This window comes from Bradyrhizobium sp. HKCCYLRH3073 (genome assembly GCF_051167995.1).
Taxonomy (GTDB): Bacteria; Pseudomonadota; Alphaproteobacteria; order Rhizobiales; family Xanthobacteraceae; genus Bradyrhizobium.
In genome coordinates this window covers 52732-66183 of record NZ_JBNPUD010000011.1, presented here as the reverse complement: position 1 = coordinate 66183, position 13452 = coordinate 52732, and the positions used below count along the sequence as shown (strand labels likewise).

General features: G+C 65.2%; 13 protein-coding genes. 7 read left to right on the top strand and 6 right to left on the bottom strand.

The features are described 5' to 3' along the window. Window positions 1-202 precede the first annotated feature (202 nt). Window positions 203-1291 (bottom strand): recombinase RecA, encoded by a 1089-nt coding sequence (gene recA, locus ACQR1X_RS24170; RefSeq protein ID WP_315804259.1) that lies wholly within the window; start codon window positions 1289-1291, stop codon window positions 203-205. A 574-nt stretch (window positions 1292-1865) separates the two neighbouring features. On the opposite strand from recA, the gene ACQR1X_RS24165 reads away from it, so the two are divergent. Beyond that, window positions 1866-2159: a hypothetical protein gene (locus tag ACQR1X_RS24165; protein ID WP_315804347.1), complete on the top strand. Its 294-nt coding sequence runs from the start codon at window positions 1866-1868 to the stop codon at window positions 2157-2159. 1267 nt (window positions 2160-3426) lie between these two features. Further along, on the top strand, window positions 3427-3666 hold the full coding sequence (locus tag ACQR1X_RS24160) for a DUF6894 family protein (RefSeq protein ID WP_012045383.1): 240 nt from the start codon (window positions 3427-3429) through the stop codon (window positions 3664-3666). Window positions 3667-4004: 338 nt separating this feature from the next. Here ACQR1X_RS24160 and ACQR1X_RS24155 read toward each other — a convergent pair whose 3' ends face one another. Together ACQR1X_RS24155 and ACQR1X_RS24150 are read right to left on the bottom strand one after the other, a co-directional pair. Continuing rightward, the gene (locus ACQR1X_RS24155; RefSeq protein WP_315804260.1) at window positions 4005-4250 is read right to left on the bottom strand and encodes a hypothetical protein; all 246 of its coding nucleotides are present in this window, start codon (window positions 4248-4250) and stop codon (window positions 4005-4007) included. A gap of 111 nt (window positions 4251-4361) precedes the next feature. Continuing rightward, entirely contained in the window at window positions 4362-4658 is a 297-nt protein-coding gene (locus ACQR1X_RS24150; RefSeq protein WP_316182504.1) for a hypothetical protein, read from the bottom strand. A 272-nt stretch (window positions 4659-4930) separates the two neighbouring features. Here ACQR1X_RS24150 and ACQR1X_RS24145 point away from each other — a divergent pair, with 272 nt between their 5' ends. Continuing rightward, window positions 4931-5371, top strand: coding sequence for a PaaI family thioesterase (locus ACQR1X_RS24145; protein WP_315804262.1), 441 nt, complete (start codon window positions 4931-4933; stop codon window positions 5369-5371). Between the two features lie 147 nt (window positions 5372-5518). Then, window positions 5519-5770 (top strand): PilZ domain-containing protein, encoded by a 252-nt coding sequence (locus tag ACQR1X_RS24140; RefSeq protein ID WP_315716061.1) that lies wholly within the window; start codon window positions 5519-5521, stop codon window positions 5768-5770. A 15-nt stretch (window positions 5771-5785) separates the two neighbouring features. Here the strand turns inward: ACQR1X_RS24140 and ACQR1X_RS24135 are convergent, their stop codons facing one another. Next, the gene (locus ACQR1X_RS24135) at window positions 5786-7759 is read right to left on the bottom strand and encodes a pyrroloquinoline quinone-dependent dehydrogenase (protein ID WP_434899757.1); all 1974 of its coding nucleotides are present in this window, start codon (window positions 7757-7759) and stop codon (window positions 5786-5788) included. Between the two features lie 279 nt (window positions 7760-8038). Then, complete coding sequence (locus ACQR1X_RS24130) at window positions 8039-9523, bottom strand: caspase family protein (RefSeq protein WP_434899706.1); 1485 nt, start codon at window positions 9521-9523, stop codon at window positions 8039-8041. A 242-nt stretch (window positions 9524-9765) separates the two neighbouring features. Here ACQR1X_RS24130 and ACQR1X_RS24125 point away from each other — a divergent pair, with 242 nt between their 5' ends. The 3 genes from ACQR1X_RS24125 to ACQR1X_RS24115 all read left to right on the top strand — a co-directional run bounded on the left by ACQR1X_RS24125 (window position 9766) and on the right by ACQR1X_RS24115 (window position 12787). Continuing rightward, window positions 9766-10155, top strand: coding sequence for a hypothetical protein (locus tag ACQR1X_RS24125; protein WP_316182498.1), 390 nt, complete (start codon window positions 9766-9768; stop codon window positions 10153-10155). 210 nt (window positions 10156-10365) lie between these two features. Beyond that, window positions 10366-11412 (top strand): HD-GYP domain-containing protein, encoded by a 1047-nt coding sequence (locus ACQR1X_RS24120; RefSeq protein WP_316182497.1) that lies wholly within the window; start codon window positions 10366-10368, stop codon window positions 11410-11412. Window positions 11413-11551: 139 nt separating this feature from the next. Then, window positions 11552-12787: a GNAT family N-acetyltransferase gene (locus ACQR1X_RS24115; RefSeq protein ID WP_434896030.1), complete on the top strand. Its 1236-nt coding sequence runs from the start codon at window positions 11552-11554 to the stop codon at window positions 12785-12787. On the opposite strand, the gene ACQR1X_RS24110 is transcribed toward ACQR1X_RS24115, so the two are convergent. Further along, window positions 12765-13430, bottom strand: a complete 666-nt coding sequence (locus ACQR1X_RS24110) for a DsbA family oxidoreductase (RefSeq protein WP_315804267.1) — start codon at window positions 13428-13430, stop codon at window positions 12765-12767. The two genes, ACQR1X_RS24115 and ACQR1X_RS24110, sit on opposite strands and share 23 nt — an antisense overlap. Window positions 13431-13452: the final 22 nt, after the last annotated feature.

Below are 13452 nucleotides of genomic sequence, written 5' to 3'. Positions count from 1 at the left end.
AAACGTCGGTGCCGCCGCGCGGATCCGGTCCGCTCGCACGCTTTCGATTATTCGCGCTGAAGATCGTATCCGGCGCTCAGAAACCCGGGCTCACTGCATTGGTCATGCAGCAACGCAGATTTCGGCAGAACACTACACATCTGCAAACGGGCGCCGGAACGTCGGCAACACGACGTCCATGGCACCCGCCGCCGTCGTAGCTCTACTCCTCCGCCGGCTCCTCGCCGTCGGCGTCGCGCTCGGCATTGCCGGCCAGGATCTGCTCGGCGATCAGGCCGGAGTTCTGGCGGATCGCGGCTTCGATCTTGGCGGTCATGTCCGGATTGGTCTTGAGGAACGATTTCGAATTCTCACGTCCCTGCCCGAGACGCTGGCTATCGTAAGAGAACCAGGCGCCGGACTTCTCGACGATGCCGGCCTTGACGCCGAGATCGAGGATCTCGCCCATCTTGGAGACGCCCTCGCCATACATGATGTCGAACTCGACCTGCTTGAACGGCGGCGCCAGCTTGTTCTTCACCACCTTCACACGGGTGGAATTGCCGATCACCTCGTCGCGCTCCTTGATCGCGCCGATGCGGCGGATGTCGAGGCGGACCGAGGCATAGAATTTCAGCGCATTGCCGCCGGTGGTGGTCTCCGGCGAGCCGTACATCACACCGATCTTCATGCGAATCTGGTTGATGAAGATCACCATCGTGTTGGACTTGTTGATCGAGGCCGTCAGCTTGCGCAGAGCCTGGCTCATCAGGCGGGCCTGCAGGCCCGGCAGCGACTCGCCCATCTCGCCTTCGAGCTCCGCCTTCGGCACCAGCGCCGCCACCGAGTCGACCACCAGCACGTCGACCGCACCGGAACGCACCAGGGTGTCGCAGATCTCCAGCGCCTGCTCACCCGTATCCGGCTGTGAGATCAGGAGCTCATCGATGTTGACGCCCAGCTTGCGCGCATAGACCGGATCGAGCGCATGCTCGGCATCGATGAAGGCACAGATGCCGCCCTTCTTCTGCGCTTCCGCCACCGTGTGCAGCGCCAGCGTGGTCTTGCCCGAGGATTCCGGACCGTAGATCTCGACGATGCGCCCTTTCGGCAGCCCACCGATCCCCAACGCGATGTCGAGCCCGAGCGAGCCGGTCGACACCGTCTCGACATCCATCGAGCGGTCGTTCTTGCCCAGCTTCATCACCGAGCCCTTGCCGAACTGACGTTCGATCTGGGACAGCGCAGCAGAGAGCGCCTTACTCTTATCCATTGAGGAACCTTCGACGATACGCAGGGCGGTGGCGGACATTGGCGCTCCTTATGGCGGGGATTCGCGAGATGGACAAACGGTTAACGAGGTCGGCCAGCAATCTTGAGGTGAATGTACTCCATCCGTTCTTTGTTCGCAATATGTTCTTCTCGACAATCACGCCTCTTCTCTTCGCAAACCCCTGACAGCCGCGGGGACACGCCTGCCGCTCGAGGGGCCGAGGGCCGGCGCCAGTGCACCGAGCACCGCTGAGGAAGCGCTGCCCGACGAGCGGGCCCACAAGCGAAGTAAAGGGATGCTGGATGACGGCGACCGCGAGAGGATCCTGGCTCGGCTGAAGGCGGAGGCCATGCGCGCGAGCGGCGCAGCCGCCGACCGGCGATCATGCGAATTACGACCGGCCTGTCCGAGCGCTCCAACCTCGCCTCTCGCGCCAGTGACAGACGCCACTTCAATTATAAGTTGTTATTGTGGTCTCGACCGTGCCCTATCATCCTGCTGGTCCTTCTCTGTGAGCCCCCTACCGCTTCCAATTTTCGGGACCAGCATGACCGGATCCAACAAGGAACAGACCCTCACGCTGTGGCGCCCGGTCGGCCCAAAGGAGTTCGCCTTGATCGCAGCCTCGGGCATGCGGGCGTTTCCGCCGCGCCTTCCGGAGCAGCCGATCTTCTACCCGGTGCTGACCGAGGCCTATGCCGTGAAGATCGCGAGGGACTGGAACGTACCGGCGAGCGGCTGCGGCCATGTGCTGCGCTTCGCGATCCTGCGACGCTTCATCGACGCGTACGAAGTGCATGAGGCCGGCGGCCGAGAGCATCTCGAGTACTGGATTCCCAGCGAAGACCTCGCCGACTTCAATGCCGCGATCGTCGGGCCGATCGAGCTCGTCAAGACTTTTCCTTGAAACTACCAAACTCCTACACGCGTGCGTAGATCGCACGGTCCGTGGTTCTCCTGAGAAGAACGAAGTTCCCTCGCCTCTTCTGCTTTTGTTCGGCTCACCGTGCGTGCAGACGCACGATTTCGATGCAGACGTGCAGCCGCCCTGCAAGCAGAGTCCGGCCATGAAGTTCCGCACCAAGCGGCATCCGAGCAGCTCGACGACCGCCATATGACGAGCGACAGATGAAACGACGAACCTCGAACGCCCCTGTGTCGGACCATGCCCGAGGATGGGCTAGCGCGCCATTCGCGCAGCTCCTGATGCCGGCCTGAGGAATGGCCCGGACAAGACCCGCGTGATCCGCATCACGCGGCACGCCGGCGCTCACGACATCTTCAAGCCACAAACCATTGTCATAAACTTTGGGTTGCGTTATAGGATCGTGGTTGTCGTACGTCTGAGCAAATTTTTGATCAGCCCCGGATTTGTTTGTTCGTTGCGATGATGGCTGACCCGTATTGTCCGTGATGTATTGTCAGTGATGCGGCGTCGACCGATCCCTTGCAGCCTGCCAGCTCCAACATTTGCAGGCTCCGTCACCCGTAGGCGCACGGCCCTGAAACCATCCGCGCCGAAAGAAAGCCCCGGACGACGTCCGGGGCTTTCGACGTTGATAGCTCCGCTCGGGATGCATCTCCCTCCGTCATTGTCGTGATGTCGGGGAACGGATTGCGGGCGCTGCGCTTCATATCGGCGATGACAAGAGATGACGTGACGTGTCCGTCCTGCAGGGCCGGCCTTCAAAGGATCGAGCTTCACTCGCAGCAAGGCGCCGCGGGAGAGAGGCGTTGTCCGGCCTGCGACGAACTCCTGGAAATGGTCGACGGCGCGACGCAGATTGCCTACCGACTGACAGTCGTGCCGGAACGGATCTTCGACCGCAGCCAAGTGCGTCCCGCGGCGGTTGATCGAGATTGCAACCTTGATCTGACGCAAGGCACGCCGACAGGTTTCGTACTAATTTAATTGTGTCATTGCCGAACTGCCCTTGCTGGGAAGCTACGACGTTGACGCCGAGCCTCGGACCGCGGCGGTCCGAGGCTCATTCGTCGGCCTTCGCTGTGCCCGGTTGCGCCGCACATCACCAACGGCAATCAGCCTAACCGAAGCGAACAGCGCGACCGACCGTATTTTACCGGAATTGATCCGAGTGGGTTTTGCGCTTCCATTTGTGGTGCGTACATCAAACCCAGCGGCCTGGGGCGGTCAGGGCTCACCGGTTTTGGCAATGCCGCTCTATTTCTTTCGTATCCGCAACGGCCACTTCTCAGGCGCGTCCGAGTATGGGACCGAGTGCGCCGACCGCAACGCAGCCTGGAAAGAGATGACCACCGTCTGCGCCGACATGGCCAGCAGCATCTCGCGCAAGCTCGCCGAAAACTCCGAATGGCAGATGGAGCTGCTCGACGAGGCACGGCAGCCGGTCTTCCGCATCCGGATCGTCGCCGAGTCGCTGGATCAGGCCTGACGGCTCGCCAGGCCTCTTGTGGATTGTCACCGACGAGAACCACAACCTCAGCCTGTGGCCGCGAGGTCGACTGCGCGTCATTTCGGCAGCCGAGCTTGATCGAGATCAAAATGCCTGTCTGCATCCTGGCAGACATTTAAATTTGTATGGGTAATCTGATCTTCAAATGTCCGCGAACGGGGATGAACGTGCAGCATTGGCTGGAAGAGCCGAAGCCAGGCGATCCCACGTGCTCCTATGAAACCGTGGTCTGCAAGGCCTGCACGCGGCTTCATTTCATCAATCGCGACACACGCAAGCTTCTTGGCGAAAAGGAATGAGGCGCTTGCCGGAATCGTTCAATCGGCGCTGGGAAGCCGCCGCATCGTGAACTCGATCGCCCCGTCGGGAAGCTCGCGCCAGCTTTCGACGGCGCTCATGTAGCCGGCCTTGGGATAGCGGGTCAGATAGTCGCGGGCCTTGGCGCGCGCTTGCTCGCGCGGCAGCGTGAACGTGTCGCGAACGTAGCCGTCGCGAGCCTGTGCGGCGCCCTTCTGGCGCCGGGCCGCCATCCGGCTGGCAATGTCCCGGGGCCGCATCCCCATCGACGAACTCCAACGCGCTGCCACACCGTCAATATAGACGGGGCCGCGAGGAATCCGAGTCCGCAATCGGCCCGGAGGGTCAGAGCCCGCCCGACCCGAACGCGATAAATCTCAATTGGTGCTGCCGACAGCCTTCGGCTTCTTGGCCGCGGTGGTCTTCATGGCAGGCGCCGCCTTGGGCTGCTCCGCCGCGCGGACGTTGCCCCAGGGATCGGCGCTCGTCTTGGCGTCCGGAATCTTGCGCATGGTGTCCTTGTAGGCCTGCTCCCGCGCCGCTTCAGCTTCCTTTTCCTCGGGCGTCTTCGAGGGACCGTCGGCGAGAAGGTTGATATTGGGCATTTGCGCCATCGCGGGAACCGCCCAGCCTGCCAGCACGGCGACCGCCATCGTCACGATCAGCTTCTTCATTGGTTACTCCCCGGTAGAGGCGCCTTATACCATCGCCTCGCCATGCGCCAAGCCCGCGGCACTGTGCCGAAACGGTGGACCGCAGGCCGGGATGTTCGCGGCCGCACCGTCTGCGCGCACCTGCCGTCTGTTCCACGGTGTGCCATCATCATAGTTTTCCAACTCCGGCCTTTTCAAGCCGCCGCTCTGCGGCAACATTCCGGCGGCTCCGCCGATCGCGGCGACAAAAGTCGACGAGACAAATCGACAAGACCATGGGAGGACCTCCGCGCGTGCCGAATGAGACCCCGAACTTCACCATCGACGACGCGAGGCGAATCCTCGATGACGTGTTCGCTCCCTGGATCAAGGATCTTGGCCTGATCGTCGAGGACATCGCGCCCTCCCCGCTGGGCGAAGCCGGCGCCATCCTGCGCATGCCGTTCTCGCCGCGGCTCTGCCGCGACAATGGCGTTGTCTGCGGCCAGGCGCTGATGGCTTTTGCTGATACCGCGATGGTGATCGGGATGGTCACCGCCAGCGGCGGCTACCGGCCGATGACCACTGTCGACCAGACCACGCATTTCATGCGCGCCATTGCATCCGCCGACGTGCTGGCGGATGCGCGCGTGGTGCGGATGGGCCGCACCATGAGCTTCGGCCGGGTCACACTGACCAGCGCCGGCGATGGCAAGCCGGTGGCCATGGTGTCGAGCGCCTTCGCGATGCTCTGATCCGCGCGGCCCGGCCGGGGTTAACGAAACGTGAAGGCGACGGCCCGGGCCTCGCGGGCCGGATTCATCTGATCGAAACGCGAGCGTGATTTATTTTAGGTGCTTTTGACGCGAAAGGTGACGCCATTCGGCACCGGGTTACAGGCCATGAGCGAGACGAGTGACAAGCGCATTGCACCGAGGCATCGGGTGCTGAAGCAGGGCAGGCTGGCGTTCGACGGCGGCGGCGCGGTCGATTGCATGGTCCGCAACATGTCCGATACCGGCGCCAGGGTCGAGGTGGTCAGCCCGGTCGGTCTGCCCGAAGCCTTCACGCTGGTGATCCCGGCCGACAAGTTCACGCGGCGCTGCCACGCAGTCTGGAGCCACGACAAGCGGATCGGCGTCGCATTCGACTGATGGCGGTGCGGAGGGCTAGGCCCGCCGCAGGCGCCATCGCCACAACGCCACGAACAGACCAACCAGCACAATGGCCGCGAGCAGCACACCGGCGGCAAACCGTCCGCCGGGGCGATCAATCGTCCGTGGCCATAGCGAGGGCCCTTCGCCATCCCGCGCCAGCCGAAACGCCACGACGCTGTCGCCGAGCGACGTTCCCGCCTCCGAATGGCCCCCCGCTGCGATCACCACGAATTGCTCGCCCTTCCATTGATAGGTCATCGGATTGGCGACGCCCGGCGCGGGCAACCGGCCCTGCCAGAGCTCCTGACCTGAGACAGCGTCGAAGGCGCGCAGATAGGCGTCCATCGCGCCGGTGAAGACGAGGCCGCCGGCTGTGACCACGACGCCGTTGACGAGCGGCGTGCCCCACTTGAACGCCAGCCCGAGCGGCGCGCGATCCTCGGTGGTGCCGACGGTCGAGCGCCACAGGATCTTGCCGGCCTTGAGGTCGACCGCAACCATTTCGCCCCATGGCGGCCGGTTGCACAACAGGCCGAGCCTGGACATCGCGACCGCCCGTGTCACCGCGAACGGCGCTCCGCGCTGCAGTCCAAAATCAACACCGCGCGGCGCCTTCATCCGGTCGGCTTCCGCGCGCGGGATCAGCCTGACGATGTGGATGGCGCGGCTGACATTGGCGTAGAGGATCTGGTGGACGGGATCGAACGCCGCGCCGCCCCAGTTCACGCCGCCGCCGGTCATCGGAAACAGCAGCGTGCCCTGAGTCGTCGGTGGCGTGTAGAGACCCTCATTGCGCAACGGCGCGAGCTGATCGTCGCAGGAGGAATCCAGGACGCGCGGCACGGCCCTGAAAATATCACCCGCCCCGAAGCGCTGATCGAGCAGCGGCGGCACATGGGTCGGGAACGGCTGCGTCGGCGACAGAACCTCACCCTCGACCGCGCCTTGCGGCACTGCGCGCTCCTCCACCGGCCAGACCGGCGCGCCGGTGTCGCGGTCGAGCACGAACACGAAGCCTTGCTTGGTCGGCTGCATCACTACGTCACGCGCCCCCTGCCCGGTCTCGATCCGCGCCAGCATCGGCTGCGCCGGCAGATCGTAGTCCCAGACGTCATGATGGGTGGTCTGAAACGACCAGGCCAGCGCGCCGCTTTCGATCCGCAAAGCGACCACGGAATCGGCGTGCCGGTTGTCACCCGGACGCGCACCACCGAAGAAATCCGGACTGGGCGAGGAGGTCGGAAGGAACACGAGGCCGCGCGCCTCGTCGACCGACATCGGCGCCCAGACGTTCGCATGTCCCGCCACGATGCCGTCATGGATCAACGGATCGAAACTCCAGCGCAGCTCGCCGGTGCGGGCATCGAAGCCGCGGACTGTGCCTCTGGGCGCATCGACCCGCACATTGTCGCCGATCGATGAGCCGACCACGACGACGTCCCTGCCCGTCACTGGCGCCGAGGTGATCTGGAACTCGCCCGGCCACAGCAGGTCCTTGCCGATGTCGATCCGCACTTCGCCGTCCGCTCCAAAGCCGGCGCAGGGCTGCCCCGTTTGCGCGTCGAGGGCGATCAGCCGCGCATCGACCGTACCCATGAACAGCCTGCTGCGGCATGCCGTGCCGGCGGGCGCCCGCTGGTCCACCCAATAGGCAACGCCGCGGCAGGCATAGCGATTGGCCGGGCGCCGCCCGTCACCGACCTTGGGGTCGAAACGCCAGCGCTGCGCGCCGGTGCCGGGATCGAGTGCGACCACCTCATTGAACGGTGTGCAGAACACCACGCTGTCCTCGACCAGGATCGGCGTCGCCTCGAACTTGGTGCGCAGGGCCGCTGCGGGCGGCCGGCTCTGCAGATCCCCGGTGTGATAGTCCCAGGCCGGCACCAGCCGATCGACATTGGAAGGCGTGATCTGCGCCAGCGGCGAGAACCGCGTTCCACCGGCATCGCCGCCCCAGTGCTGCCAGCCAAAGGCCGGCACGAACATCAGCTGGCTCCAGACGAGGCCCGCGCAAACACCCGCTCGACGCAACGACATGACCCTTCCCTCCCTCAGACGGCATCCGAAGCGACGCACCGGCACGATGAAAGCAGCATTCGCGGACGGATCGAGCGGGATGGGACGGACGGCAGCATCCACGGGACGAGTGGTGAGGAGCGATGACGAATGGCGGAACCCAGAGGATGACCCGAACGAACGCCCCCCGCCCAACGTCAATGGCCGCCCCTGCGGGCGGCCACATCGATGCACGGATGTCAGCAAGCTTCAGTAGCCGTAGCCGCGCCGTGCCGGATAGTTCTGAGGCACCCGTCCATAGCCGCCGCCGATCCCGATGCTCACCGGCGGCGCCACGCGTACCGGCGGTCCATAATACACGCGCGGCGGAGGCGGCGGCGCATAGACGACGACATCGTCGCCAGGGTCGCGCCGGGGCGTGCGGCCGGCGCGCTTGGGCGGGTCCTCGTCGCGCTTCCTCGCCGGCTTCTCCTCGACCCGCTTCTCCGACTTCCGGGCCGGCGGAGGCGTCTGCGAGCATGGGCAGGTGGGGCCTGCCGCGGCCACGGCCGGCACGACCGGCGGGGCTGCCGAAGCGGCCGGGATCGCCGCATTGGCGGCCGCCACGACCGGCGTCACCACCGGCCGGTTGCGCAGGCGCTCGATCAGCTTGCGCGCGGTCGGGGTCAGGTCGCTGTTCGGATAGCGGTCGAGAAAGCCCTGATAGGACGCCACCGTATTGATCAGCACCGCCTCGTTCCAGGCGGCCATCCTGTTGTGGAGGTCGAGCCATTCCCGCGCCTGCGGGCCATAGGGCGGCGCGGTGTAGAGCGCGACGAACGCCTCATAGGCCTCGACGCTGCCGTCGCCGACGATGATTTCGTTGGCGGCCTCGATCGGCTTGCCTTCCAGGCTGCGCTTCCATTCGTCGACGCTGCGCTTGGCGACGGCCGGCCGCAGGCCCGCATTGGCAGCGCCCGCATCCGTCGCCCCGACGAAGCGAAAATCCTCCGTCAGGGACGACGAATCCCATGGCGTCTGACGGCCCTCAGTGACCTTGTTCACCGCGACGCGCACGCGCTTGAATGCCTGCTCGATCGGGAGGCCCGGCTCCCGCGCCGCCTGCAGCAGTGCCGTGGTGTAGGGGCTGTTGGCGCCGGTGCCATCCTCGGCTTCCGCGCCGGGCGAGGTCGAGTAGGACAGGAAGGTGCCCGGCGCTCCGGTCTTGGTGTCGACCAGCGCAAGGCCGCGGCCCGCGTTCTGGCTGATGGCGGGAAACGGATTGTTGCGGCAGGCGTCGAGCAGCAGGATGCGCATCCGGCTCGGCACCGAATTGAGCGTGTTCAGGAGATCGTTAAGACGCACGGCCTGCAGCGGAATGTCGGCTTCACGCCGCGGATCGACGTCGACGGGTACGAGATAGTTCTCGCCATCGATCTGCAAGCCGTGGCCGGCATAGAACACCAGCGCCACCGTGTCGGGTCCCTTGGCCGCGATCTTGGCAGCAAAGTCGCCCACCTCCCTGTTGAGGTCCCGCTGCGACAGATCGGCGGCGGTCGTCACGTCGAACCCCGCTTCACCCAGCATCTTCGCCATTGCCTTGGCGTCGTTGGCGGGGTTCGGCAGCGGCGTCACCGAACGATAGGCCGACTGCCCGATCACCAGCGCCAGCCTGCTGCCTTCGGCCAATGCGGGAGCAAGGCCGGCAAACAGGCCGCCGGCGAGCAATGCAGCCCTGAGAGCGTGCCGAAACATGGGATCTCCAATCTGCTCATGGCGTGCCCTGTTGGTCGAGCCGGTTCGCGGCCCGGTTCATGCCGACGGGCACAATCCGGTGGGCACGATGCCGCACGGCAGGCGCCGTTCGCGCGCATGACGGCCTCCGGCCGCGACCGGACATCGTTGCTTCACGGGATCCCCGCAGCAATGCCGCGATCAACCGCTAGCGTCCGCGCCGAAACGGGGGGCGAGGCGACATGCGGCGGATTGCGTCACACGTGGGGCTGCTCTCGGCCCTGCTTCTGACCGGCTGCGCCGCCGACAGCAATGCGCGCCTGCCGGCCTTCATGCGGGCCAAGGCGCCCGAGCCGCCACCGCCCGAAGCCGCGCCGGACGTCGCGCTTCTCGTGCGCAAGAATCTCGACATGATCTTCGTCGCAACGACGCTGCCGCGCGATCTCGAGGCCACATCCGCCCGACATTCCGATGGCGGCGATACATGGACCGCCTGCGTGCGGGCTCAGATCACATCCGCCAGTGGAACCGCGCTTCGGCGCCAGACCTATCGGCTCATGATCAGGCACAACGAGATCATCGACCGGCGGCGCGCGGCGGCCAGCAACGACTGTGTTTCTGAAGATTACAAAGCCGTCCTGCCGACGAAGTAATTCCCTCCGAAGACGAGCTGGATCCGCCAACTCGACTGGAACTCGCCCTGTCGGCGGGCGTGCAGGAACGGACTACCGCACCGGTCGCAGATTGTTAGTTCTTAGCTAACGCAAATCCGCAACCGCACAGCGAACGAATGGCTCAAATTTAACGATTCCTGCGGAACATCGGGGCCCACAAACGCGGAATGACCCTGGACCTGGTTTTCCATGAACGTTCACCTCGTCGGCGATGACACGGCCAAGCTCGCTATGCTTCGCGGCATGCTGGCCGAACGCTGCTCGCTCACATCTGAACTGATCGGTGATGCCGACTTCAAAGGCGGCGACATCGACGCGATCGTCGTGGCCGCCGATCTGCGCCACGTCGACAACATCACCGCATTGAAGGAAATCTCCGACCGGCTCTCGCGTATTCCGCGGCGGATCTTCCTGACCAACAACAAATCCCGTCTGTCGACGGTCCAGGCCTATGCGCTCGGTGCGACCAGCGTGCTGTCGAGCACGCCGAGCCGCAATCAGTTGCTCGGAAAGCTGCTCGATGCGCGCCCCGGTTCTGCAGCCAAGAGCATCGCGACCGACGACCGCCAGGCTGCATTTGCGGGCGCGTCCTGCATCGCCTCGATGTTCGCAGCCGTGCTGGGCGGTACTGCGATCGACGTCGAGGAGACCCGGCGGGCGGGCAAGCGGATCGCCGACTGTATAGCGGAAAACGGTCTGTCCGACTGGCTCGCCACCGTTCGCCGCCATCACGAAGGCACCTATCAGCACTGCCTGCTGGTGACCGGCATCACCGTGGATTTCGGCTTGAGCCTCGGCGTCCACAGCTCCGATCTGGAGCGTCTCTACATGGCCGCGATGTTCCACGACATCGGCAAGGCCAAGATCCCGCTCACCATTCTCGACAAGCCGGGCCGGCTCGACGTCAAGGAACGCACGCTGGTGGAAACCCATCCCGTGGCTGGTTACGATGCACTGAAGGACAACGCAGCGATCACCGACGAAGTGCTGAAGGCGGTACGCAACCATCACGAATTTCTCGACGGCAGCGGCTATCCCGACGGGCTGATGGCCGACAACATCCCGGACCTGACGCGCATCCTCACCATCTCCGACATCTTCTCGGCGCTGATCGAATATCGCAGCTACAAGCCGGTGATGACGCGCGAGAAGGCCTATGAGATCCTCCAGGGGATGGAGGGCAAGCTCGAGAAGCCGCTGATCGGCGCCTTCCGCGAGGTCGCGCTGATCCGCTGACCGCATCCAGCGACATGCTGAACCGGCCGTTAACGCATCGATTCGAATTGTTGGCCGGCGGCAAGCGTCTCTTGTCAGCTTTGCGCTAGTGTCGCCCACGCGGTGCGGGTTGTCCGCCTCGCGAGGGGATTATCGGGACGTGGCCGAGATCATCGATCGCGCGATGGCGACTGCTTCATCGACGTCAGGGAACCAGCAGGCCGGTCCGCTCGCGCGCGAGCGCGCCGCCGACCTGGTGCCGTTGGAGACCGTTTCACCGCAGGCATGGCAGGATCTGGCGGAGCGTGCGCGCGAGCCGAACGGCTATTACCTGCCCGGCTGGGAACGCGCGGTGAACGCCACGGCGCGCGGCCGCACCGGAACATCGGCGCTGTGCGCATGGGATGACGATCAGCCCTCGCGTCTCATCGGCCTGATGCCCACGACCTCTTTATGGCATGCCTGCAGGCTTCCCCTGCCTGCGCTCGCCAGCGGCCATCCCTACGGCACGCTGTGCACGCCGCTGCTCGACGCCGGGCGCGCGGAGCGGGCTGCGGCGCAACTGCTCGATGCCGCGCGACGAACGGGCGCTCGGGCCCTGCTGCTGCGCGACATGTCGCTGGCAGGCTCCGTGATGCAGGCGTTCGAGGCGGCGCTTCGTCGCGGGGATCTGCGCCCGCGTGTGCTGCAATCCTATGAAAGAGCCTTTCTCGATGCGACCGGCGTCGGCGACCAGGTGCTGCATGACGCGCTTGGCGCCAAGAAGCTGAAGGAGCTGCGCCGCCTGCGTCATCGGCTGGCCGAGCATGGCGAGGTTCGCTTCGAGGTCGCGCGTTCTCCCGGAGACGTCTCCACTGCGCTGGAAACGTTTCTGGTGCTGGAGGCGAGCGGCTGGAAGGGACATCGCGGCACTGCGCTGATCCAGCACGACGGCGACGCGACGTTCATCCGACGCGCTGCACCGGCGCTGGCGCGGCACGAGGCCTGCGAGATCATCAGCCTCATGGCGGGCGACACCACCGTTGCGGCGGGCGTCGTCTTGCGGCATCAGGATCGCGCCTTCTTCTTCAAGCTCGGCGTCGACGAGCGCTTCGCGAAATACTCGCCCGGTGTCCAGCTGACACTTGACCTGACGCGGCACCTTTGCGCGGATCCGAAGATCAACGCCGCCGACTCCACCGCCGGTCCCGACCATCCCATGATCAACCCGATCTGGCGCGAACGCCTCGCCATCGGCGACGTGATGATCCCGCTTTATGCGCGCGATCCGGTCGTCGAGCTTATTCACGGCGCGTTGACTGCGCGACGCGAAGGCCTGGCCATCGCGCGCCGAGCGGTGCACGGGATCCGCGCCCTCCGAAAGCGCCGGCCGACTACTCAGCCGCCTCGGCGTTGACCTCCGCCGACACCTGCCGGATGGCGCGCGCCAGCATCTGCGGATCCTGCGCGCCGGAGACGGCGTATTTCTGCGCGAAGACGTAGGTCGGCACTCCGGAGATGCCCTTCTCTGCGGCCTCCTGCGCCTGGGCCGAGACCAGCGCCACATCCTCGTCCGTCGCCAGCATCTTGCGGACCACCTCGGCATCGAGCCCGCAATCCGCTGCGGCCTGTACCAGCACCTCGACGTCGGTCAGATCGCCGCCGTCGCGGAAGTACAACTCCATCAGCCGCTGCTTCATCTCCGGCGCCTTGCCGATCTCGCCGGCCCAGCGGATCAGGCGATGACAATCGATCGTGTTGGGCTGACGGGCGACACGATCGGGATGATAGCTCAGCCCCTCCTGCTCCGCGGCCGCGACCACGCGGCCTGCGATTCCCTTGTAGGCTTCGACCGATCCGAACTTGGTCGTGAGGTACTGCTCGCGGCTGATGCCCTCGCGCGGCACCCAGGGATTGAGGAAGAACGGCCGGAAGTTCACCTCGACCGGCACGTCAGGCACGAGCTTCAGCGCCTCCTCGATGCGCTTCTTGCCGATGTAGCACCAGGGACAGACGACATCGGAGACGACATCGATGATCAGCGGCTTCAAGGTGCTCATGCGCGTGCCTCCAAGTTCCCAT

Bases quoted from the DNA above. Each gene is read 5' to 3' on its own strand.
- ACQR1X_RS24150 (WP_316182504.1), bottom strand. From the start codon at position 4,658: ATGAAGAAGCTGATCGTGACGATGGCGGTCGCCGTGCTGGCAGGCTGG.
- recA (WP_315804259.1), bottom strand. From the start codon at position 1,291: ATGTCCGCCACCGCCCTGCGTATCGTCGAAGGTTCCTCAATGGATAAG.
- ACQR1X_RS24155 (WP_315804260.1), bottom strand. From the start codon at position 4,250: ATGGGGATGCGGCCCCGGGACATTGCCAGCCGGATGGCGGCCCGGCGC.
- ACQR1X_RS24160 (WP_012045383.1), top strand. From the start codon at position 3,427: ATGCCGCTCTATTTCTTTCGTATCCGCAACGGCCACTTCTCAGGCGCG.
- ACQR1X_RS24140 (WP_315716061.1), top strand. From the start codon at position 5,519: ATGAGCGAGACGAGTGACAAGCGCATTGCACCGAGGCATCGGGTGCTG.
- ACQR1X_RS24120 (WP_316182497.1), top strand. From the start codon at position 10,366: ATGAACGTTCACCTCGTCGGCGATGACACGGCCAAGCTCGCTATGCTT.
- ACQR1X_RS24110 (WP_315804267.1), bottom strand. From the start codon at position 13,430: ATGAGCACCTTGAAGCCGCTGATCATCGATGTCGTCTCCGATGTCGTC.
- ACQR1X_RS24130 (WP_434899706.1), bottom strand. From the start codon at position 9,523: ATGTTTCGGCACGCTCTCAGGGCTGCATTGCTCGCCGGCGGCCTGTTT.
- ACQR1X_RS24135 (WP_434899757.1), bottom strand. From the start codon at position 7,759: ATGTTCGTGCCGGCCTTTGGCTGGCAGCACTGGGGCGGCGATGCCGGT.